The following is a 19,982-nucleotide window of genomic DNA, read 5'->3' as shown; positions in this document are numbered from 1 at the left end:
AGAAACAGGGGGCGGCCACACACGTGGCCGCCCCCTGTCAAAGCTCGACCTAGCTGCCGAAGAAGACCTCGGCCTCTTCGTACCGCGACAGCGGCACGGTCTTGAGCTCGCCGGTGCCGTCGATCAGCGGCACGCGCACGATGTCGGTGCCCCGCAGCGCCATCATCTTACCGAAATCGCCGTCGTTGACGGCGTCGATCGCCTGCAGACCGAACCGGGTGGCGAGCACCCGGTCGAAGGCCGTCGGGGTGCCACCGCGCTGGATGTGACCCAGGACGACGGTGCGCGCCTCCTTGCCGGTCTTCTCCTCCAGCTGCTCGGCCAGCCACTGGCCGATGCCGCCGAGGCGGACGTGGCCGAACGAGTCCTTCTCCTGGCTCTGCAGCGCCATCTGGCCCTCGAGCGGGTGCGCACCCTCGGAGACGACCACGATCGGCGCGTACTCGACCTGGAAACGCTTGGTCACGTACGTCGCGACCTGGTCGACGTCGAACGGGCGCTCGGGCAGCAGGATCACGTTGGCGCCACCGGCCAGACCGGCGTGCAGCGCGATCCAGCCCGCGTGCCGGCCCATGACCTCGACGACCAGGGTGCGGTGGTGCGACTCGGCCGTGGTGTGCAGCCGGTCGATGGCCTCCATCGCGATGTTGACCGCGGTGTCGAAGCCGAACGTGAAGTCGGTCGCGTTCAGGTCGTTGTCGATCGTCTTGGGCACGCCGACGACGTTGACGCCGAGGTCGTTGAGCTTGGTGGCGACGCCGAGGGTGTCCTCGCCGCCGATCGCCACGAGCGCGTCGACGCCCTGCTCGGCCAGGTTGGCCTTGATCTTCTCGACGCCACCGTCGATCTTGAACGGGTTGGTGCGCGAGGAGCCCAGGATGGTGCCGCCACGGGGCAGGATGCCCCGGACCTCGGCGATGCCGAGCGGCTTCGTCAGACCCTCGAGCGGGCCCTTCCAGCCGTCGCGGAAGCCGACGAACTCGTGACCGTAAGCGGCGACGCCCTTGCGCACCACCGCCCGGATCACCGCGTTGAGACCGGGGCAGTCGCCGCCGCCGGTGAGCACGCCGATACGCATGTTTTGCTCGTCCTCCCTGTTGAGGGTTGCGAGAAGCAGATAGCCCGTCGAGCCCCAGGGAGCAGCGCTGCCCAGGCCCGGGGCGGGGCCGCGACCCGAACTCTAGTCGCCGTCCGGCACCCCGGCGCAGCCGCCCCGCTAAAGCCGGACTGTTTCGTTCTCGCCCGCCTCCGGCGTCTTTCCGGTAACGGCCGCCTTGGCGTAGTCCCTTCCGATCAAGACCCTTTTCCCGTACGCCTTCAGCAGTGCCCGGGACAGGTCCGACCAAACGGGGCATCAGCCACCCATCGCGCGCCAACGGGCCAGGTTGTGCCGGGCGTCGACCAGCGCGTCATGCCGCCCGGACATGGTCGGCAGGGTCGGCTTGCCCTTGTCGTCCCAGAGCTGGCGCAGATCCTTGGTGAAGCGGGGGATGTCGCGCGGCAGGGCCGGCATCGCCCCCCACAGCTGCGCCAGGGCGACGTGGTCGTAGGCGGCGAACCAGGCCCACAACTCGATCTGCTCGCCCCGGCCGCTGACCGGCTCGGTCAGGAAGGCGTAGAGGTCGTCGCGGATCCGCTCGCGCGACCGCCAGGCCGGATCGGCGGGCGAGGGCAGCTTGTCCAGCACGTTGCGCCGTACCCAGGGAATGGCACGACTGTCGTCGAACTCGGTGCTGACCGCGTAGAACTCGCGGCCGAACTCGTCGACGACACCGATCGAGACCAGGTCTACGGTGCGCCCGTCCTCGATGAACTCACAGTCGTAGAAATAGCGGTAGCTCATCGAGCCCTATCCTGGCACGTCGGCCAACGCCTCCCGCGCGCGGCGCAGGGCGTCCGGGCAGCCCCACCGCGCGGCCCGGTCGGCCTGCACGGCCCAGCGCAGCCGCAACAGCACCGGCAGGGCCGCCTCCAGTTCGCCCGCCTCGACCGTGCCGGCCGCCAGGTAGCCGTCGATCAGCTCGCCCGCCCGGTCCACGCCCCCGGCGTACACGACGGCCGCCGCCACGTCGTAGACCAGCGGCCCGACCTCGATCGCCCCGCAGTCCAGCAGCCCGGCACGGCCGGTGCCGGGGTCGACCACGAAGACGCCCGGGGCGGGATCGCCGTGCAGGACCCCGTACGTGAGCCGGTCGGTCACCGTAAGCCGGGTGGCCGCGGCGGACGCGTCGGCCACCACGTCCCGCAGCCACGGCTCGCCGCCCCGGTGCGCGGCCTCGGGGTCGAACGGCTGCCACGGGCGCAGACCCGGGTGGTGGAAGCCGTGCAGGGCCCGGTGCACGGCCCCCAGACGCTCGCCCCAGAACTGCTGGTCGATCGGGTCCCGGCCGTCCAGCCGGCGACCGGGGGCCCGGCGCAGCACGGCGAACGCGCCCGCATCGGTCTGCGCGGTGAGACCGCCCGAGAGCGTGCGCACCGGTTCCCCGGCGGCCACGCCCCGGCCCCGCAGATGCTCGGCCGCGACCAGTCCGGCCTCGACGGCGGGGCGGGCCTCGGGATCGCACAGGCGGACGACGTACGGGTCGGAGCCGGCCTTCACCTCCCAGGCGCGGGAGAAGAGCACGTCGTCGAGCGGGGTGATCCCGGCGGGCACGAGATGCCACTCGTCCCGCAGCGTCGAGGTCAGGAAGTCGGCATCCGGCACGGCGGGATTATCACGGCGCAGTTCGCAAATGTGACGGACAGGATGGGCGGCCCCCGAAACCGAGGGAATCTCACTCAAGGCATTCAGAGGTTTACAGATAGCGACCGGCGCGACATGATCCTATGAGGCGCCGGCGGTACAGGTGCGCAGAAATGGCGCCGGTGGGTTGCTGTGTGCTAAGAGTGATCGTTCGCGTCGTGGGGCCGGCGCGGTCACTCGCCGCTGCGGGCCCCCACCGGGGGAGGGATGACGCCGTGGACCATCGCATGTCGGACAACGGCGACGCGCTGACCGGCGTGGAGATGTTCGCCGGCCTGGAGCCGGACGTCCGGCAACGGGTCATCGCCACGGCCGTCCCGCGCAACTACCGCAAAGGACAGATCATCTTCGTCGAGCACGACCCCGGCGAATCCCTGATCATCCTGAAGCGTGGTGCTGTCGCCATCTTCCGCACGGCCCCGACCGGGGAACGTGCGGTGCTCACCGTCGTCCGCCCGCCCGACGTGCTGGGCGAGGTGTCCCTTCTGGACGCGTCGGCCCGCAGCGCGTCGGCCGAGGCGATCGAGGACTGCCAGGCGCTCACGCTGTCGCGGTCCGCGTTCATCGACCTGGTGCACGCCAACCCGCGCATCCTCGACGCGGTGATGCGCTCGGTCGGCGCGCTGATCCGCCGGCTGACCGAGCAGAACACCGACCACGTCTTCCTCGACCTGCCCGGCCGGGTGGCCAAGACGCTGGTGCGGCTGGCCGGCGAGAGCCAGGCCCCGATGATCACGATCGAGCTCAACCAGAGCCAGCTGGCCGAGATGGCCGGCGGCTCGCGGCAGAGCGTGAATCAGGCGATCGGCTCGTTCGCCAGCCGCGGCTGGCTGCGCACCGAGGGCCGCCGCATCGTGGTCACCGATCTGCAGGCACTGAGGCGCCGGGCGGGGATGTTGAACTGATGGTGGTTTTGAGTTTGCTGGCATAGACGTCGACGTACTCGCGGCCTGACATGGCCATCAGCTCGAACATGATCTCGTCGGTGATGGCGCGCTCGACGAAGCGGTCGCCCTTCGAGGCCTCGTAGCGGGAGAAGTCGAGCGGCGCGCCGAACCGCATCCGGACCCGCTTGATCTTGGGGATCAGGGTGCCGGTGGGCTGGATCTCGTCCGTGTTCAGCAGCGCGACCGGCACCACCACGGCCCCGCTCTCGAGGACGAGCCGGGCCACGCCGGTCTTACCGCGGTAGAGCCGCCCGTCGGGCGACCGGGTGCCCTCGGGGTAGATGCCCGCGACCCCGCCCTCGCGCAGCACCCGCAGCAACGTGTCGAGGGCCGCCTGGGCCGCCTTGCCGCCCGAACGGTCGACCGGGATCGTCCCGGTTCCGCTGAAGAACTGGCGCATGAGCCAGCCTTTGATGCCCTTGCCGGTGAAGTATTCGGCTTTGGCGACGAACGTCACGCGGCGATCCACGATGAGTGGTGTGAAGATCGAGTCGGAGAACGACAGGTGGTTGCAGGCCAGAATGACCGGCCCGGTGCGGGGCAGGTGAGACAGACCGCGCACGTCGGGGCGGAAGAGAAGCTTCAGCACGGGTCCCAGAACCACGTACTTGAGCAACCAATAGAACACTGGCGTCCTCGTTTCCGGCGGGCGTAGGAGTCATCGAAGCCTACGAAGGTCGGACGGCACGCCACAACGCACTCCCGCAACCTGTCCCTGGCGTGTCACCATTCAAGGCACGGTCGGCGAGGGAGTGTGCAGGGGTGACAGCGGGTGGTGCCCGCCGCGGGCGGCGGGACAACGGGATCGACGCGGCCGACTACGCGGTCGCGGGCGACGTGGATCCGCGCGTCGGCGAACACATGCTCGACGTGCTGGCGGCCGGCGGCATCGCGGCATATCTGCAGCCCACGGCCGATCTCAATCCCATCCTGCGCGCCACCACCCTGCCCGCGCGGCCGATCGACCGGCTCTATGTCGACCGGACCCATCTCGAGGCCGCCCGCGAGCATCTGCACAAGGTGACCGGCGGCGAGCCGCCGACCCCGCCCGCCGATCCGACCGCGGCCCCGGCCGTCCCGCCCGCGAGCAACGTCGACGTCGAGGCGGAATGGGCCAAGATCGTGGCCGGTTTCCACACCTCGGTCGACCCGACCGCCGAACCGTGGCCGGCCTCGGAGCGGATCGAGAAGCCGGCCGACCCGCCGCGCGCGGCCGGTCTGTCCAACGCGGCCGACTTCTCCGGCGTCTCGCTCAACCGGCGGCGCACCGACCAGCCGGCCGAAGACCCGTCGCTGCTCGACGGCCTCGACACGTTCGGCAACGACCTGCCCGACGACGAGGACGACGACGAGCGCTACGTCCCGCCGCCGCCCCCGCCGCTGCCGCGCATCTCGAAGTACGCGGTCATCGGCGTACTCGGCGTGATTGTCGGTTTCCTGCTCTTCCTGTTCCCGACGATGCTGCCGATCGACCGCGACTACGTGGTCCTGCTCGGCTTCGCGGCGATCGTGGGAGGCGCGGTGATGCTGGTCTGGCGCCTGCGGTCGGGCGACGACGAAGACGACTACGACGACGGCGCAGTCGTCTGAATTGTCGGTGTGAAATGTTCCATAGACCACGGTCGGTATATATCTGGGTAGCCATCCGATAACCTTCGGTGATGCGCCAGAGCTCGCTGGTCGTCGTCGCCAACCGCCTTCCCCTCGATGACAACGCCGCGCCCGACGGAGCGTGCGAGTGGCGGCGAAGCCCCGGCGGCCTGGCCGGCGCGCTGCACGCGATCCTCGAGCAGACCCCGGCGACGTGGGTCGGCTGGGGCGGCGGGGTGGGCCCGGCCCGCGATCTGCCCGACATCGGCACCCTGCGGCTGCGCCCGGTGTCGCTCAGCGAGGACGAACTGGCCGGCTACTACGAGGGCTTCGCCAACTCGACGCTCTGGCCGCTCTATCACGACGCCGTCGAGCAGCCGGTCTTCGACCGCGGCTGGTGGGAGACCTACCGGACGGTCAACCGGCGCTTCGCCGAGGCCGCGGCCGAGGTGGCCGAGCCCGGCGCCACCGTCTGGGTGCAGGACTATCACCTGCAGCTGGTCCCGCAGATGATCCGCGAGCTGCGCCCCGACGTACGGATCGGCTTCTTCCTGCACGTGCCGTTCCCCCCGCCCGAGCTGTTCATGCAGCTCCCCCGCCGGATCGAGCTGCTGCGCGGAATGCTCGGGGCCGACCTGGTCGGATTCCAGCGGCCGCAGGCGGCGCACAACGTCGCCCAGCTCGCCCAGAAGCTGCTCGGGGCCCGCGGCGCCGACGAGCGCATCCTCCTGGACGATCGGGTCGTGCTCACCGGCGCCTTCCCGGTCTCGATCGACGTCGCCGAGATGCGCTCGCTGTCGGCCCGGCCCTACGTGGTCAACCAGGCCCGCCAGCTGCGGCACGACCTCGGCGCGCACAAGCGGGTGCTGCTCAGCGTCGACCGGCTCGACTACACCAAGGGCATCGAGCACCGCCTCACCGCGTACTCGGAGCTGATTCGCGACGGCCGGGTCAAGGTCCGCGACACCGTGATGGTGCAGGTGGCCGTGCCGAGCCGCGAGCGGGTGGAGAGCTACCGCGGGCTGCGCGACCGGATCGAGCGCGAGGTCGGGCGGATCAACGGCGAGTACGGGCGGGTCGGCGAGCCCGCGATCCACTACCTCAACCAGCCGTTCGACCGGGCCGACCTGGCCGCGCTCTACCAGACGGCCGACGTCATGGTGGTGACCCCGCTGCGCGACGGGATGAACCTGGTGGCCAAGGAGTTCGTGGCGGCCCGGCGCGAGGACAACGGCGCGCTGGTGCTCAGCGAGTTCGCCGGGGCCGCGGCCGAGCTCGAGGACGCTTTCCTGGTCAACCCGCACGACGTCGACGGCCTCAAGGAGACACTGCTGCACGCGCTGGCGGCCGACCCGGACGACCTGGCGACCCGGATGAAGGGCATGCGCGACTACATCACCAGCAACGACATCCACGCCTGGGCCCGCGCCTACCTGACCGCCCTGCACGAGTCGCGGGTGCCGGCCGTCTGACGATCAACACCATTTCCCCGTACGGGAAAAAGCCTCTCTCAACCGCCGGTGCCCAGCTCCTTGGTCAGCCAGTCCAGGATCGCCTCGATCGGTTCGGCCTGGTCCACGTCGAGCATCAGATCGTGGCCCATGCCCGGGAAGAGCAGCGGCGCTCCGCCGTAGCGGGTCGCGGTGCGGTCGAGCGACGAACGCGGCACGACCCGGTCGTCGGGACTGCCCACCACCAGCACCGGCGGATCCCCCACCGGTCGCGGCGCCGGATCGTGGACGACCAGCTCGCGGCGGGGCCGGGCGACCACCCGGTCGAGGATCTCGCGGGCCCGCTCGTCCGGCAGACCGGCGCTGAACAGCTGCTTGCGGTTCAGCCGGAGCCGGCCCCCGAAGACGGCCGGCAGCGTGCCCAGCGGGTTGGTCTTCAGCGCCGTCCACAGCGTCGGCCAGCCGTCCATCACCGGCGCGGCCAGCACCGCGGCCCGGACCGGGTAACGACCCATCGCGTACGCCACCACGAGCGCCCCGGCCCCGTGCCCGATGAGGACGGTCTGGCGGGGCAGCGACGCCGCCACCTGCACCACGTCGTGCACCTGGGCCCGCCGCGAACCGCCCGGCCGAGGGGTCAGCGCGTGCGCGGCGAAACCCCGGGCCGCCGCCGCGGGCAGCCAGTGCTCGGCGAACGCCCACGCCCCGTGCCCCAGGCCCGGCACGAAGAGCACCGGCGGCAGGTCCTTGTTCGCGTCCTCGGTGAGCGAGATCAGCTCGCGCTCGACCGGCCGGACCGGGTCCGTCCAGTCGTCGAAGCGCAGCACCGGGGAGGACTTCACTGGGCGGGCTCCATCTCGTGCAGAAGGCCCTCGACGGCCCGCAGGTAGTCGGCGTGATCGACCTCGAACCAGTGCCGCGCGGTGGGCACCACCCGGCGCCGCGACCAGCTCGCGACCGGCCGGGTCGACTCCTTCTGCTGCACGGCGGCGGCCCGTTGCGGGTCGGACACGCGTAGCCGCAGCCACCGCGCGATCGCCACGCTCTGCCAGTGGGCCAGCGGGAACAACCCGAAGTCGGCTTGCACCAGACCGACCACGGCCAGCGTCGGGTGCTGGCGGGCCAGCGCGTGCAGGTGCAGATCGGGGCGGCCGTCGTCGCCGACGCCGAGCAGCTCGGGGGCCAGGAACTCGAACCGCGGCCGGTACCCGGTCGCGGTGATCACGAGCTCGGGTTCGATGCGGCGGCCGTCGGCGAGCACGACCGACGCGCCGTCGAAGCTCACCACGTCGGGCACGGCCGTGATCCGCCCGTGGCCCAGGTAGTAGGGCAGCTGGCTGTTGACGATCGGGTGGCTCTCGTACGGCCGGTGGTCGGGCGCGGCCAGCCCGTAGCGGGTCAGATCACCGGTGGTCAGTCCGAGCACCCGGCGATAGAGCCACTGGCGCAGCCGCAACGGCAGGCCGAGCTTGAGCAGACGGTCGTTGACCTGGTCGGCGGGCCGGCCGAGCACGTACTTGGGGGCGTACCAGTAACCCCGCCGGGTCGAGTGCCAGACCGTGCTCGCCTGCTGGGCCGCCTCGACCGCGATGTCGCAGCCGGTGTTGCCGCCGCCGATCACCAGCACCTTGCGGTTACGCAGCTGGGCCGGGTCCTTGTACTGCGCCGAGTGGATCACCTGGCCGCGGAAGTCGCCCGGGATCTCAGGCTTGGCCGGCGACCAGTTGTGCCCGTTGGCCACCACGACGCCCGCGTAACGCTGCACCCGGGACGACCCGCCGCCGGTGGACTGGGTCGTCACGTCCCAGCGTCCGTCGCCGACCGGCACCACCGAGACGACCTCGGTGCCGAACCAGACGCTGTCGGCCAGCCCGAAATGCCGCGCGTACCGCTCCAGATAGGAGAGCACCTGCCGGTGGTCGGGATAGTCGGGCCAGGTGTCCGGCATCGGGAAGTCGGGGAACTCGGTCAGCGGCCGCGACGAGATCAGGTGCGTGCCGGCGTAGACCGGGCTGCGGTCGTGCCGCCAGTTCCAGCCACCGCCGACCGACGTCTCCCGCTCGTAGCAGTCGACCTCGAACCCGTGCTCGCGCAGGTTCTTGATCGCGGCGAGACCGCTGGCGCCGGCCCCGATGACGCACACGGCGTCGTGACGGTCGGCGATGTCGGGAGTGTCGGGCACCCGGCGATATTGCCAGAACTTGAGCCTTATTCGGAAGGGAGTCTGAGGTCGATCACGACCGGAAGATGATCACTGGCTCGGCGGGCCTGGTCGGAGTCGACGATGTCGTATTTGTCGATGGTGATGTCGGGGGTCACGAAGATGCCGTCGATGCGCCGGCTGGGCAGCGAGGCGGGGAAGGTCAAGGGCGCTTCCCCGTACGTCACCAGGCCGTCCTCGACCATCCGCCACGCGCTGCCGCCGGGGCCCTCGTTGAGGTCGGCGGCCGCGATCACCGGACCCTCGACCTTGCTCAGCTCCTGTTTCCAGATCGCCGCCTGACTCGGCCGCTCGGCCGGGTCGGTGGCCAGATGCGAGCCCGAGACGGTGAAGTCACCGCCCCGCACCGATCCCCGGGCGAACGCCGCCCCGCGCAGGTGCCGTCCCGGCGTGAGCGGGTAACGCATGCTCCACGACTCGTGCACCCGCACCCGCAGACTGACCAGCAGCAGGTTGCCCAGCGAGGGCAGCCCGCCCTCGGCCACCACCATGCCCAGGTCGTCGGCCAGCGCGGCGCACTTGTGCCGCCACCGGAACCGGCGCGGCGCCTCCTGCACGACCAGCACGTCGGGGGCGAGGTCGCGGATCAGACCGACCAGCGCGGCCCGATCGTCCTTCAGACCGTGGACGTTGTAGCTGACCACCCGCAGCGAGGCGCCGGACATCGCGGGGCCGCCCTCAGATGCGCCGGGCCAGGTCGGCCGCGCCGACCACGCCGGCCGTGTTGCCCGTCTCGGCCGCGTGCACCTCGGCGACCGGGAACCGTCCGCGCTGTTTGAGCTGGTCGCGGTAGGTGTTGCGGGTCGGCGCCATGAGCAGCTCACCGGCGTCGACCACACCCCCGCCGACGACCAGGATCTGCGGGTCGAAGCTCTGGGCCAGGTCGGCCATGGCGACGCCGAGCCAGTAGCCGATCTGGGCGAACGCGTCGCACGCGACCCCGTCGCCGGCCCGGGCGGCCTCGGTGATCTGCCGGCCGCTGATCGCCAGCGGGTCACCGCCGGCCAGTTCGAGCAGCTTGGCCGCCTTCTCCGGCTCCTGCCGGGCCCCGGCCCGGGCGAACCGGACCAGCGCGTTGCCGCTCGCGTACTGCTCGAGACAGCCGAGCCGGCCGCACCCGCACGGATGGCCGTCGGGCACGGACTGGATGTGGCCGAGCTCGCCGGCGATCCCGTTGGCGCCGCGCCACAGCTTGCCGCCCAGCACGATGCCGCCGCCGATGCCGGTGCCGACCGTGATCATGACCATCGAGTCGTCGGCCTCACGGGCCACGCCGTAGCGGAACTCGGCCCAGGCGGCCACGTTGGCGTCGTTCTCGAGCACGGTGGGCAGGCCGACCGCCTTGCTCACGTAGTCGCGCAGCGGCTCGTCCCGCCAGGCCAGGTTGGGGGCGAACAGCACGGTGGCGCCGGGTGCGTCGATCCACGCCGCCGCGCCGATGCCGACGGCGGTGGCCTGCGGGAACTGCTGGGCCAGCTCGGCCGCGACCTCGACGATGGTGTCCCGGGTGCCGGCCGGGTCTTCGGCCGGGGTGCTCCGCCGGTTCGACGCGAGCACGGTGCCGTGCTCGTCGACCACTCCACCGGCCACCTTCGTGCCGCCGACGTCGACTCCGATGGTCAGCGTCACGCTGCCCGTCCCCTCATGTATCTGCTTGCTCAGCGCCGCCGGCACGGGCGTCGTCGCCCGATTCATCATCGCCTGTCCCGTCGGGCACGCCCGCACCCGCCACATCATGATCCACGGTCGCCCCGTGCGCCACGGACCTGACACCCGCATCGGCCGTAGCCGCAGCCCAGACATCAAACCTTCGAGGCGCTCCCCCGCCGGCGGCCACCCGCCCGGCAGTGTCCCCGGTCTCCCCGCCACCGCTGCCGCCCGCGCCCGAGCCGATGCCGCCGGGGCCGCCACTGCCCGCGTCGCCGGTCGCGCGGGCAGCGATCTCCGCCGCGGCCGCTTCCCGCCGCGCCTTGGCCAGCGCCGCCGCCTCGGCCACGCGCCGCTCGGCCTCCGCCGCGGCTGCCAACGCCGCCGCACGTCGCTCGGCCAGCTCAGCCGCGTGCGCCTCAGCCACGGCGCTCGCACTCGCCGTCGTCGCCGCAGCCCACGGATCGTCCGATCCGTCCGGCGCGCCCGCCTCGACGGCATTCGTCGCGGCCGCCCACGCGGAATCCGCGGTGTTGGCGTCGGCGCGGGTGACGGCGGACCACGTCTGGTCGGCGTTGCCGGGCTGGATCGTGACGGGTGCGGGCCGGGCCGGTTTCGGCTTCTCGCCCACGATCGCCGAGACGCCGCGCAGCAGGCTCGCCACCGAACCCGCGAGATCGCTCGCGCTGCCGGCCAGCTTCGCCGCCGTCTCGGGCCTGGGGTCACGCATGGCCGCGATCGCCTTGCACACCGGGCACACGCAGCACTCGGGGTCGCCCGTCGCCCATCGCCGGTCGTTGAAGGCCTGGCCGGTGACGGCCCGGGCCAGCACCGCCGCGACGAGCCGTTCCGCTTCCTCGCGGGCTGATCCAGCCATCACAAACCTCCGGTCACGGTCAGCTCGGCAGGCTCTCGACGCGCCGCTTGAGCTGCTTGAGCGCCGTGTCCATGATCATCTTTTCGGCCTTGCGGCGGAACATGCCCAGCATGCCGATCGAGAGCTCCACCTCGAGCGTGTAGGTCACCGTGGTGGTGCCGTCGGTGCCCTCGGCCAGGTCGTAGGAGCCGCGCTGCGACTTCTGCGTCTTCGACGGCTCGATCAGGTGCCACTCGACGCGGGAGAGGTCGTCGGCATACGCGTATTCGAGCGTGTAGTCGTCGGCCATCACCCCGGCGTCGATCACGAACCGGACGCGGTAGGCGTAGCCGTCCTCGTATTCCTCGAGGACCTCCACCTGCTTCATCGCCTCGGCCCACTCGGTGTAGCGCGGGAAGTCGCTGATCACCGCGGCCACTCGGTCGAGGGGCGCCTGGACCTGGATCGACTGGGTGGAGGTATCCGCCATGCTCGGAGGCTACCTCGCGGCTGCGACATTCCCGGCGGCCGGGCCGGGCGCGACGAGCCGCCGGGCGCCGGTACGGCTACCATCCGTCAGGTGCCGGGTCTAGCCAGCGTCTCCGTGCGCGTCCAACCGCTCGCGGTGGCCGCGCGCATCGTCATGCTCGCGCTGGTCGCGGCACTCACCCTGATCGTCACCGGCGAGCCCCTCCAGCTGCTCTGGATCGCCCTGCTCGTGGTCGCCTCGCTGCCCGCGGTGATCGCCCCGGCCGACCACGTCTCGGCCCCGCTGGGCCGGTTCGCCGAGGTCGTCGTCACCGGCCTGGCCGCGGGGTCGATCGCCTCGGCGGCGATTCAGAACAGCACATTGGACGCCGGTTTCGGCGCCTGGGCCGTGCTGCCCTACCTGTCCGTCCCGCTGCTCACCGCCGCGCTGCGACGGCGCCCGACCGAGGGTGCGGCCCTGCTCGGCGTCGCCGCGGTCTCGCTGGTCGTCGGCGGCACGCTGGTCGGCCGGGTGATCCTCGAGCCCGGGTTCCTCGCGGCCGGCGGTCAGTGGCTGGTGCTCGGCGCGATCATCACGTTCGCGGCCGACACCATGCGCCAGTTCATGCAGCCGGCCGAGCCCACCCCGCAGCCGTACGCGGAAGCCACCCGCCTGCTCACCCAGCTGCGCAGCGTGGCCCGGTCGCTGCCGGGCGCCACGCTCGACCCGGGCGGCATCTCGGAGCACCTGCTCGAGGAGCTGCGCCTGGTCAAGCCGGCCGACCGCGCGGCGGTGCTGTCGGCCAGCGGCGGTGGCCGGCTCGTCGTGCTCGCCCAGACCGGGGTCGAGCGGGTCGACTGGGAGGTCACGCTCGACGCCGACTCGGCCATCGCCGACGCCTGGGCCAGCCAGCAGCCGCAGGTCGCGAGCCGCTCACAGGCCCGGTCGAGCCGTCGCGGCGACACGTCGTCGCTGGTCGTGCCGCTGGTCGCCGGCGTCCGCACGATCGGGCTGGTCATCCTGGAAAGCGATGTCGCCAACGCGTACCCCAAGGAAACCGTCGGCGAGATCACCTGGGTGACCGAGGCCGCGGCCCTGCGGCTGGAGGCCGCGCTGCTCTTCGACGACGTGCGGTCGCTGGCCACCAATGAGGAGCGTCAGCGACTCGCCCGCGAGATCCACGACGGGGTCGCGCAAGAGCTGGTGATGGTCGGCTACGGCATCGACAACGCCCAGGCCACCCTGCCCGAGGGGGCCGAGGAGACGGCCGAGGAACTGCGCGCCCTGCGGGCCGAGGTGACCCGGGTGATCACCGAGTTGCGCCTGAGCCTGTTCGAGCTGCGTTCCGAGGTGGACCGCAACGGCGGTCTGGCCGCCGCGATCGCCGAATACGCCCGCACGCTCGGCACCTCGGCCGGCCTGCGGGTGCACTTCACGTTCGACGAGTCGACGGCCCGGTTGCCCGCCGCCACCGAGGCCGAACTGCTCCGCATCGCCCAAGAGGCGATCACGAATGCGCGCAAGCACGCGGGAGCCTCTAATCTGTGGGTTACCTGCACTGTTGATCCGCCGTTCGCCGAGATCGAGGTCTCCGACGACGGCCGGGGATTCGCCGACGACCGCCCGGACGGTCGTTACGGTCTGACCATCATGGCCGAGCGGGCCGAACGGATCCGGGGCCGTTTGAAGATCACGCCACGACACCCCAGCGGGACAACCGTTGCCGTAGTGCTGGGATCTTCCGCACGGCGCGATAGCGTGCGGGATAGCGTTTCCGCTCCAGAAGGGGAGTAACCCGAGCATGTCGACCAGTCCGGCGCCGACGACGCGCACCAAGGTCCTCCTTGTCGACGATCATGACTTGATTCGTAAGGGGCTGCGACACGCATTCGAGCGCGACCGCCAGTTCGAGGTCGTCGGCGAGGCCGCCACGGCGGCCGAGGCCGTCCGCCAGGCGGGCGCCCTGCAGCCCGACGTCGTGATCATGGACCTGCGCCTGCCCGACGGCAGCGGTCTCGAGGCGACCAAGGCCCTCCGCAAGAACAACGCCAACATGGGCATCGTGGTCCTCACCATGTATGCGGGCGACGACCAGCTGTTCGGCGCTCTCGAGGCGGGCGCGAGCGCGTTCGTCCCCAAGACGGCGCCCGCCGACGAGGTCGTCGCGGCCGCCCGGCACGCCGCCTCCGCGCCCAGCGCCTTCACCGCGGCCGACCTGGCCGAGGCCATGAAGCGCCGGCTCGCCCCGTCCGGCCCGCAGCTCTCCCCCCGCGAGGGTCAGGTGCTGCGCCTGCTGGCCGACGGCATGAGCGTGGCGGGCATCGCCAAGCAGCTGTTCGTGTCCGAGTCGACGGCCAAGACCCACATCTCGAAGCTGTACGAGAAGCTGGGCGCCGCCAACCGGGCGCAGGCCCTGATGACGGCCCTGCGGCTGGGCTTGCTCGAGGCTCCCGACGCCCCGAAGTTCTAACCCAGCACCCCATCCCCACGACGTCAGCGCCCGGTCCCCCCCAACCGGGCGTGTCGTGTTTCTCCCCCGGCCGGGCGCCGAGCCCCCGCGCTCGCATCCCCGCTCGCCGGTCCGCACGCCCGCACGCCCGCAGACCGCATTTGGTCGGCCCACAGCCCGCCCTCCCAGGGGGACCCCCACCGCTACCAGGAGTCTGGCGAAACTGGCCGATCTTGGGGCGGGCCCTGTGGACAACAGCGAATTGTGGACAACGTCGCAACACCCGGCCGGACGTGCTAAGCGCTGCGGGCGCTCATGCGCTTGAACGCCAGGTACGCCTCACAGCCCAGGCACAGGCCGAAGGCGGCATTGAGGAACGCCGCCAGCAGCCCGAAAGCCGCACAGACGACCCCGAGCGCGGTCAGGCCCGAAAGGTAGCCGACACTCGCGACAGCCAGAAAGCTAAATCCGACTAACTGCGCGAAGCGTACGGGTGCCGCGGGCTCCCGCTCGGCCGGCGGACCGAGCCGGGGCAGCAGCAGAGCGCGGAAGACGTACGCGTACGGCCCACGGCGAGGGTCGTACGCCGTGATCGCGAAGACGACGGCCTGCGCGAGCGCGAGCCACCCCCACCCGGTCGCCAGCACGACGATGAGGACGACGCTGGTCACCGCGGCGGCGAACCGCTGACCACGCGGATCGAGTTCCATCCGCACAGCGTCGCACTGACCAGCGCTTTCACCACCGTCCAGCCCCTATGAGGGGCATCACCGGCGCCCAGGTCGACTTTCCGGCCCGCCGAACCGAGCCCGGCCGGAATGAAGCCCGGCCGGAGGTGAAGCCCGGCCGGAGTCAAGCCCAAGATCACCCCTCGAGGTCGAGCAGCACCTTGCGCAACAGCGCGTTGAGCTGGATCAACTCCTCGTGCGTGAGCGCCCGCAACAAGCTCTGATCACGCGCCATACCTTCGAAGATGTACTTGTTCCACATCGCCCGCCCCGCCGCCGTGGGCCGGATCAGTACCCGCCGCCGGTCGGTGTCGTCGTTCTGCCGGGTCACCAGCTCGGCCGTGACCAGGCGATCGAGCCGGCTCGTCATGGCGGCCCGGGTCACGTTGGACGCCTCGGCCAGCTGGGCCGGCGTGGCCTCGATCGGCCACGGCTGGATCATCAGCACGTGCAGGGTCTTGTAGTCCTCGGCGGTCAGTTCCCGGGACTCGGCGAAGGCGGCGGCGTCGGCCCGGCGCGATTCCCGGCCGAGGTAGTTCATCCGCACCAGCGCGCCCTCGACCTCGGGGGCGAAGGCCGGTTCGTCCTTCCAGAACGCCGCCCACCGCGCCACGTGATGGTCGACGCTGTCCTGCGCCTGGCCGGCTCCTACCCCGTACGCGGGAATGCTCATGAGACCCAGTCTGCCACCATCTGACTTTTCGATTGCTAATAGTTAGATGGTGAACTAGTTTCCGGCTATGCGGATTTCCGACTTCCGGCTCCTCGCGGCCGGGCAGACGCTCTCCTGGGTCGGCAACGGCTTCCAGACGGTGGCGCTGGCGGTCGCCGTCGTGCTGGCCGACGGCGGTCCGGGCGATCTCGGCCTGGTCATGGCGTCGTCGATCGCGGCCCGGCTCGTGTGCACGCTGTTCGGCGGCGTCTGGGCCGACCGGCTGCAGCCGCAGCGCGTGATGATCGGCTCCGACCTGGTGCGGCTGCTCGCCGCGGCCGCGATGGCCGTGATGTTCCTGAGCGGCGGCTACCACCTCGCGCTGCTGTGCGCACTGGCCGCCGTCTCGACCGGGGCCGCGAGCTTCTTCGACCCGGCCTTCGGGGCGCTGCGCCCGCTACTGGTACCGGCCGAGAAGCGCCAGTCGGCCAACGCCACCTTCAGCATGCTGCAGACCGGCAGTCAGATCGCAGGCCCGGCGCTCGGTGGCGTGACGGTGGCCGCCTTCGGCGCGTCGGCCGGCTTCACCGTCAACGCGCTCAGCTTCCTGGCCTCGATGGTGGCGGCACTGCTTCTTCGCGTACGGGCTGAGCGTGGCCCCCGCACGTCGATGATCGCCGAGCTGGCCGAAGGCTGGCGCGAGATCAGTCGGCGTGACTGGCTGCTCGGCGGGCTGTTCGGCGCGACGGTCTACCACGTGGCCAACGGCGTGATCCTCGTGCTCGTGCAGGTGGTCGCGATCGAGCGGCTGGGTGGCCCTTCGGCGGCCGGGTTCATCGCCGCCGCCGAAGGGCTCGGTGGCCTGGTCGGCGCCACGATCGCGCTGCGCTTCAAGCCGCGCCGGCTGCTGCGGGCGGGCTGGCTGACGCTGCTGCTCATGCCGGTGTGGGCGCTGGCCTACGTCTGGCCGGCCGAGCTGATCGCGGTCATCGCGGGGGCGATCATCGGGTACGCCGGACTGATCTTCTTCGACGTGGCCTGGGAGACGGCCATCCAGGACCACGTGCCGCAGCGCATGCTCGGGCGCGTGTCGTCCTGGGACTACCTGACCTCGTTCCTGGCCATGCCGCTGGGCAATGTGCTGGCCGGGCCGCTTTCCGGGGCGTACGGGATCGACCGGGTCTTGATCGTGTGTGCCGGGGTGCTGTTCGTGTCGGCTGCGGTCCAGCTGCTCATCCCGGGGACGCGGCGGCTGACCCGGGTGCATCCCACGCCGGCCCCGCCGAGCCCGGAGCCGGAGCTGGCGCCGCTCTAGAGCAACTCGCCCAGCGCGGCGATGAGCTGGGGTTTCGCCGGGACGCCGGTGGCCCGTCGGGTGACGCGGCCGTCGGCGTCGAGCACGAGCAGCGTCGGGGTGCGCCAGATGCCGAGGGCGCGGACCGCGTCGAGGTGACTCTCGGCGTCGACCTCGACGTGCTGAACGCCCGGCACCAGGCCGGCGACCTCGGAGCTGACCCGGCGGACGGCCCGGCACGGCGCGCAGAAGGCGGACGAGAACTGCAGCAGAGTGGCCTTGGCCTCGCCGACACCCAGGTCGGCGAGCAGGGCAGCGTCCAGCTTCTGGCCGGCGGCACTGGGATCGGTGTCGATCACGCCCGGCTCCTCCCTGTCGTCGGGGACCAACGCTACCCGCAGGCGACCGTCCGTCCGGCGGCGCCACAAGCCGAGCGCGACGCCGATGACCAGCACCGCGACGACCGCCCCAACCCCTACCGAATCCATCGGTCAACTCTGCCACGGCGGCGGCCGATCACCTCATGCCGACTGGTACGCGCTCGCCTGCAACGTGAACATCTGGGCGTAAATCCCCCCAGCCTCCATCAACTCGGCGTGACCGCCCTGCTCGGCCAGCACCCCATGATCGAGCACGTAGATCCGGTCCGCCTCCCGCACACTGGCCATCCGGTGCGTGATCAGCACCACCGTCCGCCCCGCGGCCAGCTCCCGAAGCCGCTGATAGACGTCGTGCTCGGCCCGGGCGTCCAGGTTCGCGGTCGGTTCGTCGCAGATCAGCAGCGGCGCGTCCCGATAGAACGCCCGGCTCACCGCCAGCCGCTGCCACTGCCCGCCCGACAGATCGGCGCCGTCGGTGAAGTGCCGCGACAGCAACGTCTCGTACCGCCGCTTGAGCTCCATGATGAACTCGTCCGCGTCCCCGGCCCGCGCCGCCGCCCGCACCTCGGCCATCCCGGCCACCCGCTCCTGCCGCCCGATCCCGATGTTCTGCCGCGCGGTCAGGGGCCAGCGCGTCGGCTCCTGCATGACAACCGCAACCCTTTCCCGTACGGACTCAGGATCGAATCCCGCCGCATCCACCCCGTCCCAGAGCACGGCGCCCTCCTGCGGCCGGTACAGCCCCGCGAGCAGCGCGGCCAGCGTCGACTTGCCCGACCCGTTCTCGCCGACCAAGGCGATCACCTCCCCGCGACGCAGGGTCAGAGTCATTTCCCGTACGGCCGGTTGCTCGGCATCGGGATAACTGAACGTGACATCGCGCAACTCGATCTCGTGGAACGCCGGCGGGGCCACTCCCCCCGGCTCGGGTTCGGCCCGGGCGCGGGACAGTTCGCAGAAGCCCTCGAAATCGGCGAAGTAGAGGCCCTGCTGGAACACGGTGTTGGCGGCGTACGTGATCTGGCTCAGCCGGCTGATGCCGAGGCTGATCGCGTACGCCGCCGCGCCGCCGACCGCCAGATCCATCCGCCCGGTCCACAGCAGCCAGAGCAGGACGCCGTACGTCAGTCCGGTCGCCGCCGCGCCGAGAGCCGCGCCCGCCATCCGGGTGCGTACCTGCTGGGCGGCGACCTGGATCTCCTGGCGGGTCGAGATCCCGATCATCCGCCGCACCTCGCCCAGCAGATAGGTGCGCAGCGTGAACGCCCGCAACTCGGGCGCCGCCTCACGATCGGCCAGCAGCCCCGACAGCATCGACTCGCGGCGCCACACCGCGATCAGCCGGACGAACCGCCGGTGATCGAGCCGCGCCGACCGCACCGCGGCCCACCCGACCGGCAGCACCGTGAGTACGAGCAACGGCAGCAGCACCGGATGCAGCACGGCGAGCACCCCGGCCGCCGCGATCAGCCCGACGACGTTGGTGACGAGCTGAATGGCCTGGTTGACGAGTTGCGCGGCCGCCGAGGCACCGCGGCTGCGGGCCCGCTGCATGGCGTCCCGCCAGGCCGGATCGTCGAACGTGGACAACTCGACCCGAGTGGTCAGCGTGAGCAGCCGCATCTCGGCTTCCTGCGACACCTGAGGCGTGAGCCGCCCGTTGGCCGCGGCACCGGCCGACTCGAGGGCGCTGCGCACCGCCGAAGCCCCGACAAAGAGCAGCAGCGACGGCACGGCAGCCCGCACCCGTTCGGGCGTGGGCCCGTCCCGCAAAAGCCCGTCGAGCACCCCGACCACACTGATCATCCCGACCGCACTGGCCACGCCACCCACGATCTGAGCCACAACGAGAGCCACACTCGTCCGCCGATCGGCCCGCCAGGCCAGCAGCCAGGCCTGCCCGAGCAGCCGAGGCAGCCGCCGAGCCATCTGCGGAAAGCTGGCCTTGGCCGCTTCCTCAGCACTGACCAGCCAGTGCGGCAGCGAAAGCTCCGCCGCGTCAAACTCACCGCCGCCATCCCCGGCCCGCCCATCGGTGTCGGCGCGGCCATCGCTCCCAGCGCAGTCATCAGCGTCGGCGCGTGGATCGCTCCGGGCACGGGCATCGCTCCCAGCGCGAGCGTCGTCACCAGCGCGGGCATCGCTCCCAGCGCGGGCATCGTCACCAGCGCGAGCGTCGTCACCAGCGCGGGCATCGCTCCCAGCGCGGGCATCGTCACCAGCGCGAGCGTCGTCACCAGCGCGGGCATCGCTCCCAGCGCGAGCGTCGTCACCAGCGCGAGCGTCGTCACCAGCGCGGGCATCGCTCCCAGCGCGAGCGTCGTCACCAGCGCGAGCGTCGTCACCAGCGCGAGCGTCGTCACCAGCGCGGGCATCGCTCCCAGCGCGGGCATCGTCACCAGCGCGAGCGTCGTCACCAGCGCGGGCATCGTCACCAGCGCGAGCGTCGTCACCAGCGCGGGCATCGCTCCCAGCGCGAGCGTCGTCACCAGCGCGAGCGTCGTCACCAGCGCGAGCGTCGTCACCAGCGCGGGCATCGCTCCCAGCGCGGGCAT

The 19,982-nt window shown here is 71.5% G+C and carries 20 protein-coding genes and 1 pseudogene; 6 read left to right on the top strand and 15 right to left on the bottom strand.

What is annotated here, in order from left to right; all coding sequences use genetic code 11:
* Window positions 1-49: 49 nt before the first annotated feature.
* From KOI35_RS46450 to KOI35_RS46440, 3 genes are all read right to left on the bottom strand, one after another.
* Window positions 50-1,078 carry a 6-phosphofructokinase gene (locus KOI35_RS46450; RefSeq protein WP_215796206.1) on the bottom strand — a complete coding sequence of 343 codons (1,029 nt, stop codon included), beginning with the start codon at window positions 1,076-1,078 and terminating at the stop codon, window positions 50-52.
* A gap of 276 nt (window positions 1,079-1,354) precedes the next feature.
* A complete protein-coding gene (locus KOI35_RS46445; protein WP_215796205.1) occupies window positions 1,355-1,843 on the bottom strand; it encodes a polyadenylate-specific 3'-exoribonuclease AS in 489 nt (162 codons plus the stop codon).
* A gap of 6 nt (window positions 1,844-1,849) precedes the next feature.
* Window positions 1,850-2,704 (bottom strand): phosphotransferase enzyme family protein, encoded by an 855-nt coding sequence (locus KOI35_RS46440; protein WP_215796203.1) that lies wholly within the window; start codon window positions 2,702-2,704, stop codon window positions 1,850-1,852.
* 266 nt (window positions 2,705-2,970) lie between these two features.
* On the opposite strand from KOI35_RS46440, the gene KOI35_RS46435 reads away from it, so the two are divergent.
* The gene (locus KOI35_RS46435; protein WP_246614929.1) at window positions 2,971-3,648 is read left to right on the top strand and encodes a Crp/Fnr family transcriptional regulator; all 678 of its coding nucleotides are present in this window, start codon (window positions 2,971-2,973) and stop codon (window positions 3,646-3,648) included.
* Here KOI35_RS46435 and KOI35_RS46430 read toward each other — a convergent pair.
* Window positions 3,602-4,318 (bottom strand): lysophospholipid acyltransferase family protein, encoded by a 717-nt coding sequence (locus KOI35_RS46430; RefSeq protein ID WP_215796200.1) that lies wholly within the window; start codon window positions 4,316-4,318, stop codon window positions 3,602-3,604. The genes KOI35_RS46435 and KOI35_RS46430 overlap by 47 nt on opposite strands.
* A gap of 134 nt (window positions 4,319-4,452) precedes the next feature.
* Between KOI35_RS46430 and KOI35_RS46425 the strand changes: the two genes are divergently transcribed.
* Both KOI35_RS46425 and KOI35_RS46420 read left to right on the top strand, forming a co-directional pair.
* On the top strand, window positions 4,453-5,280 hold the full coding sequence (locus KOI35_RS46425) for a DUF308 domain-containing protein (RefSeq protein ID WP_215796198.1): 828 nt from the start codon (window positions 4,453-4,455) through the stop codon (window positions 5,278-5,280).
* A 71-nt stretch (window positions 5,281-5,351) separates the two neighbouring features.
* Complete coding sequence (locus tag KOI35_RS46420) at window positions 5,352-6,752, top strand: alpha,alpha-trehalose-phosphate synthase (UDP-forming) (protein ID WP_215796197.1); 1,401 nt, start codon at window positions 5,352-5,354, stop codon at window positions 6,750-6,752.
* A 38-nt stretch (window positions 6,753-6,790) separates the two neighbouring features.
* On the opposite strand, the gene KOI35_RS46415 is transcribed toward KOI35_RS46420, so the two are convergent.
* From KOI35_RS46415 to KOI35_RS46390, 6 genes are read right to left on the bottom strand one after another with little or no spacing between them, the layout of a single operon-like run.
* Window positions 6,791-7,573, bottom strand: a complete 783-nt coding sequence (locus KOI35_RS46415) for an alpha/beta hydrolase (RefSeq protein WP_308121470.1) — start codon at window positions 7,571-7,573, stop codon at window positions 6,791-6,793.
* Entirely contained in the window at window positions 7,570-8,913 is a 1,344-nt protein-coding gene (locus tag KOI35_RS46410; protein WP_215796196.1) for a flavin-containing monooxygenase, read from the bottom strand. The genes KOI35_RS46415 and KOI35_RS46410 overlap by 4 nt, the downstream gene beginning before the upstream one ends.
* 26 nt (window positions 8,914-8,939) lie before the next feature.
* Window positions 8,940-9,617, bottom strand: a complete 678-nt coding sequence (locus tag KOI35_RS46405) for an endonuclease/exonuclease/phosphatase family protein (RefSeq protein ID WP_215796195.1) — start codon at window positions 9,615-9,617, stop codon at window positions 8,940-8,942.
* Between the two features lie 13 nt (window positions 9,618-9,630).
* Window positions 9,631-10,581 carry an ROK family glucokinase gene (locus KOI35_RS46400; protein ID WP_215796194.1) on the bottom strand — a complete coding sequence of 317 codons (951 nt, stop codon included), beginning with the start codon at window positions 10,579-10,581 and terminating at the stop codon, window positions 9,631-9,633.
* A gap of 13 nt (window positions 10,582-10,594) precedes the next feature.
* Window positions 10,595-11,476 carry a hypothetical protein gene (locus KOI35_RS46395; RefSeq protein WP_215796192.1) on the bottom strand — a complete coding sequence of 294 codons (882 nt, stop codon included), beginning with the start codon at window positions 11,474-11,476 and terminating at the stop codon, window positions 10,595-10,597.
* Between the two features lie 19 nt (window positions 11,477-11,495).
* Window positions 11,496-11,945, bottom strand: a complete 450-nt coding sequence (locus tag KOI35_RS46390; protein ID WP_215796191.1) for an SRPBCC family protein — start codon at window positions 11,943-11,945, stop codon at window positions 11,496-11,498.
* Between the two features lie 90 nt (window positions 11,946-12,035).
* Here KOI35_RS46390 and KOI35_RS46385 point away from each other — a divergent pair, with 90 nt between their 5' ends.
* Entirely contained in the window at window positions 12,036-13,718 is a 1,683-nt protein-coding gene (locus KOI35_RS46385) for a sensor histidine kinase (RefSeq protein ID WP_438870672.1), read from the top strand.
* 7 nt (window positions 13,719-13,725) lie between these two features.
* On the top strand, window positions 13,726-14,394 hold the full coding sequence (locus KOI35_RS46380) for a response regulator transcription factor (RefSeq protein ID WP_020512124.1): 669 nt from the start codon (window positions 13,726-13,728) through the stop codon (window positions 14,392-14,394).
* Between the two features lie 275 nt (window positions 14,395-14,669).
* On the opposite strand, the gene KOI35_RS46375 is transcribed toward KOI35_RS46380, so the two are convergent.
* Both KOI35_RS46375 and KOI35_RS46370 read right to left on the bottom strand, forming a co-directional pair.
* Window positions 14,670-15,083 carry a DUF4395 domain-containing protein gene (locus KOI35_RS46375; RefSeq protein WP_215796190.1) on the bottom strand — a complete coding sequence of 138 codons (414 nt, stop codon included), beginning with the start codon at window positions 15,081-15,083 and terminating at the stop codon, window positions 14,670-14,672.
* A gap of 154 nt (window positions 15,084-15,237) precedes the next feature.
* Window positions 15,238-15,774, bottom strand: a complete 537-nt coding sequence (locus KOI35_RS46370; RefSeq protein WP_215796189.1) for a MarR family winged helix-turn-helix transcriptional regulator — start codon at window positions 15,772-15,774, stop codon at window positions 15,238-15,240.
* Window positions 15,775-15,841: 67 nt separating this feature from the next.
* On the opposite strand from KOI35_RS46370, the gene KOI35_RS46365 reads away from it, so the two are divergent.
* Window positions 15,842-17,068 (top strand): MFS transporter, encoded by a 1,227-nt coding sequence (locus tag KOI35_RS46365; protein ID WP_215796188.1) that lies wholly within the window; start codon window positions 15,842-15,844, stop codon window positions 17,066-17,068.
* On the opposite strand, the gene KOI35_RS46360 is transcribed toward KOI35_RS46365, so the two are convergent.
* The 3 genes and pseudogenes from KOI35_RS46360 to KOI35_RS48180 form a co-directional block, all read right to left on the bottom strand.
* Window positions 17,065-17,535, bottom strand: coding sequence for a thioredoxin family protein (locus KOI35_RS46360; RefSeq protein ID WP_215796187.1), 471 nt, complete (start codon window positions 17,533-17,535; stop codon window positions 17,065-17,067). The two genes, KOI35_RS46365 and KOI35_RS46360, sit on opposite strands and share 4 nt — an antisense overlap.
* A gap of 33 nt (window positions 17,536-17,568) precedes the next feature.
* Entirely contained in the window at window positions 17,569-19,314 is a 1,746-nt protein-coding gene (locus KOI35_RS46355; RefSeq protein WP_246614925.1) for an ABC transporter ATP-binding protein, read from the bottom strand.
* Window positions 19,230-19,982 (bottom strand): annotated as a pseudogene (locus KOI35_RS48180) (hypothetical protein); the annotation flags it as partial. The gene KOI35_RS46355 and the pseudogene KOI35_RS48180, both read right to left, overlap by 85 nt.

This window comes from Paractinoplanes bogorensis (assembly GCF_018829635.1).
Taxonomy (GTDB): Bacteria; Actinomycetota; Actinomycetes; order Mycobacteriales; family Micromonosporaceae; genus Actinoplanes; species Actinoplanes bogorensis.
Note: the sequence above shows the minus strand (reverse complement) of the source record. Positions and strands in the feature narration are given on the sequence as shown.

Coding starts and splice junctions, on each gene's coding strand:
- KOI35_RS46450 (WP_215796206.1), bottom strand. CDS start 1,078: ATGCGTATCGGCGTGCTCACCGGCGGCGGCGACTGCCCCGGTCTCAAC.
- KOI35_RS46445 (WP_215796205.1), bottom strand. CDS start 1,843: ATGAGCTACCGCTATTTCTACGACTGTGAGTTCATCGAGGACGGGCGC.
- KOI35_RS46390 (WP_215796191.1), bottom strand. CDS start 11,945: ATGGCGGATACCTCCACCCAGTCGATCCAGGTCCAGGCGCCCCTCGAC.
- KOI35_RS46395 (WP_215796192.1), bottom strand. CDS start 11,476: ATGGCTGGATCAGCCCGCGAGGAAGCGGAACGGCTCGTCGCGGCGGTG.
- KOI35_RS46405 (WP_215796195.1), bottom strand. CDS start 9,617: ATGTCCGGCGCCTCGCTGCGGGTGGTCAGCTACAACGTCCACGGTCTG.
- KOI35_RS46365 (WP_215796188.1), top strand. CDS start 15,842: ATGCGGATTTCCGACTTCCGGCTCCTCGCGGCCGGGCAGACGCTCTCC.
- KOI35_RS46375 (WP_215796190.1), bottom strand. CDS start 15,083: ATGGAACTCGATCCGCGTGGTCAGCGGTTCGCCGCCGCGGTGACCAGC.
- KOI35_RS46380 (WP_020512124.1), top strand. CDS start 13,726: ATGTCGACCAGTCCGGCGCCGACGACGCGCACCAAGGTCCTCCTTGTC.
- KOI35_RS46360 (WP_215796187.1), bottom strand. CDS start 17,535: ATGGATTCGGTAGGGGTTGGGGCGGTCGTCGCGGTGCTGGTCATCGGC.
- KOI35_RS46420 (WP_215796197.1), top strand. CDS start 5,352: ATGCGCCAGAGCTCGCTGGTCGTCGTCGCCAACCGCCTTCCCCTCGAT.
- KOI35_RS46435 (WP_246614929.1), top strand. CDS start 2,971: ATGTCGGACAACGGCGACGCGCTGACCGGCGTGGAGATGTTCGCCGGC.
- KOI35_RS46370 (WP_215796189.1), bottom strand. CDS start 15,774: ATGAGCATTCCCGCGTACGGGGTAGGAGCCGGCCAGGCGCAGGACAGC.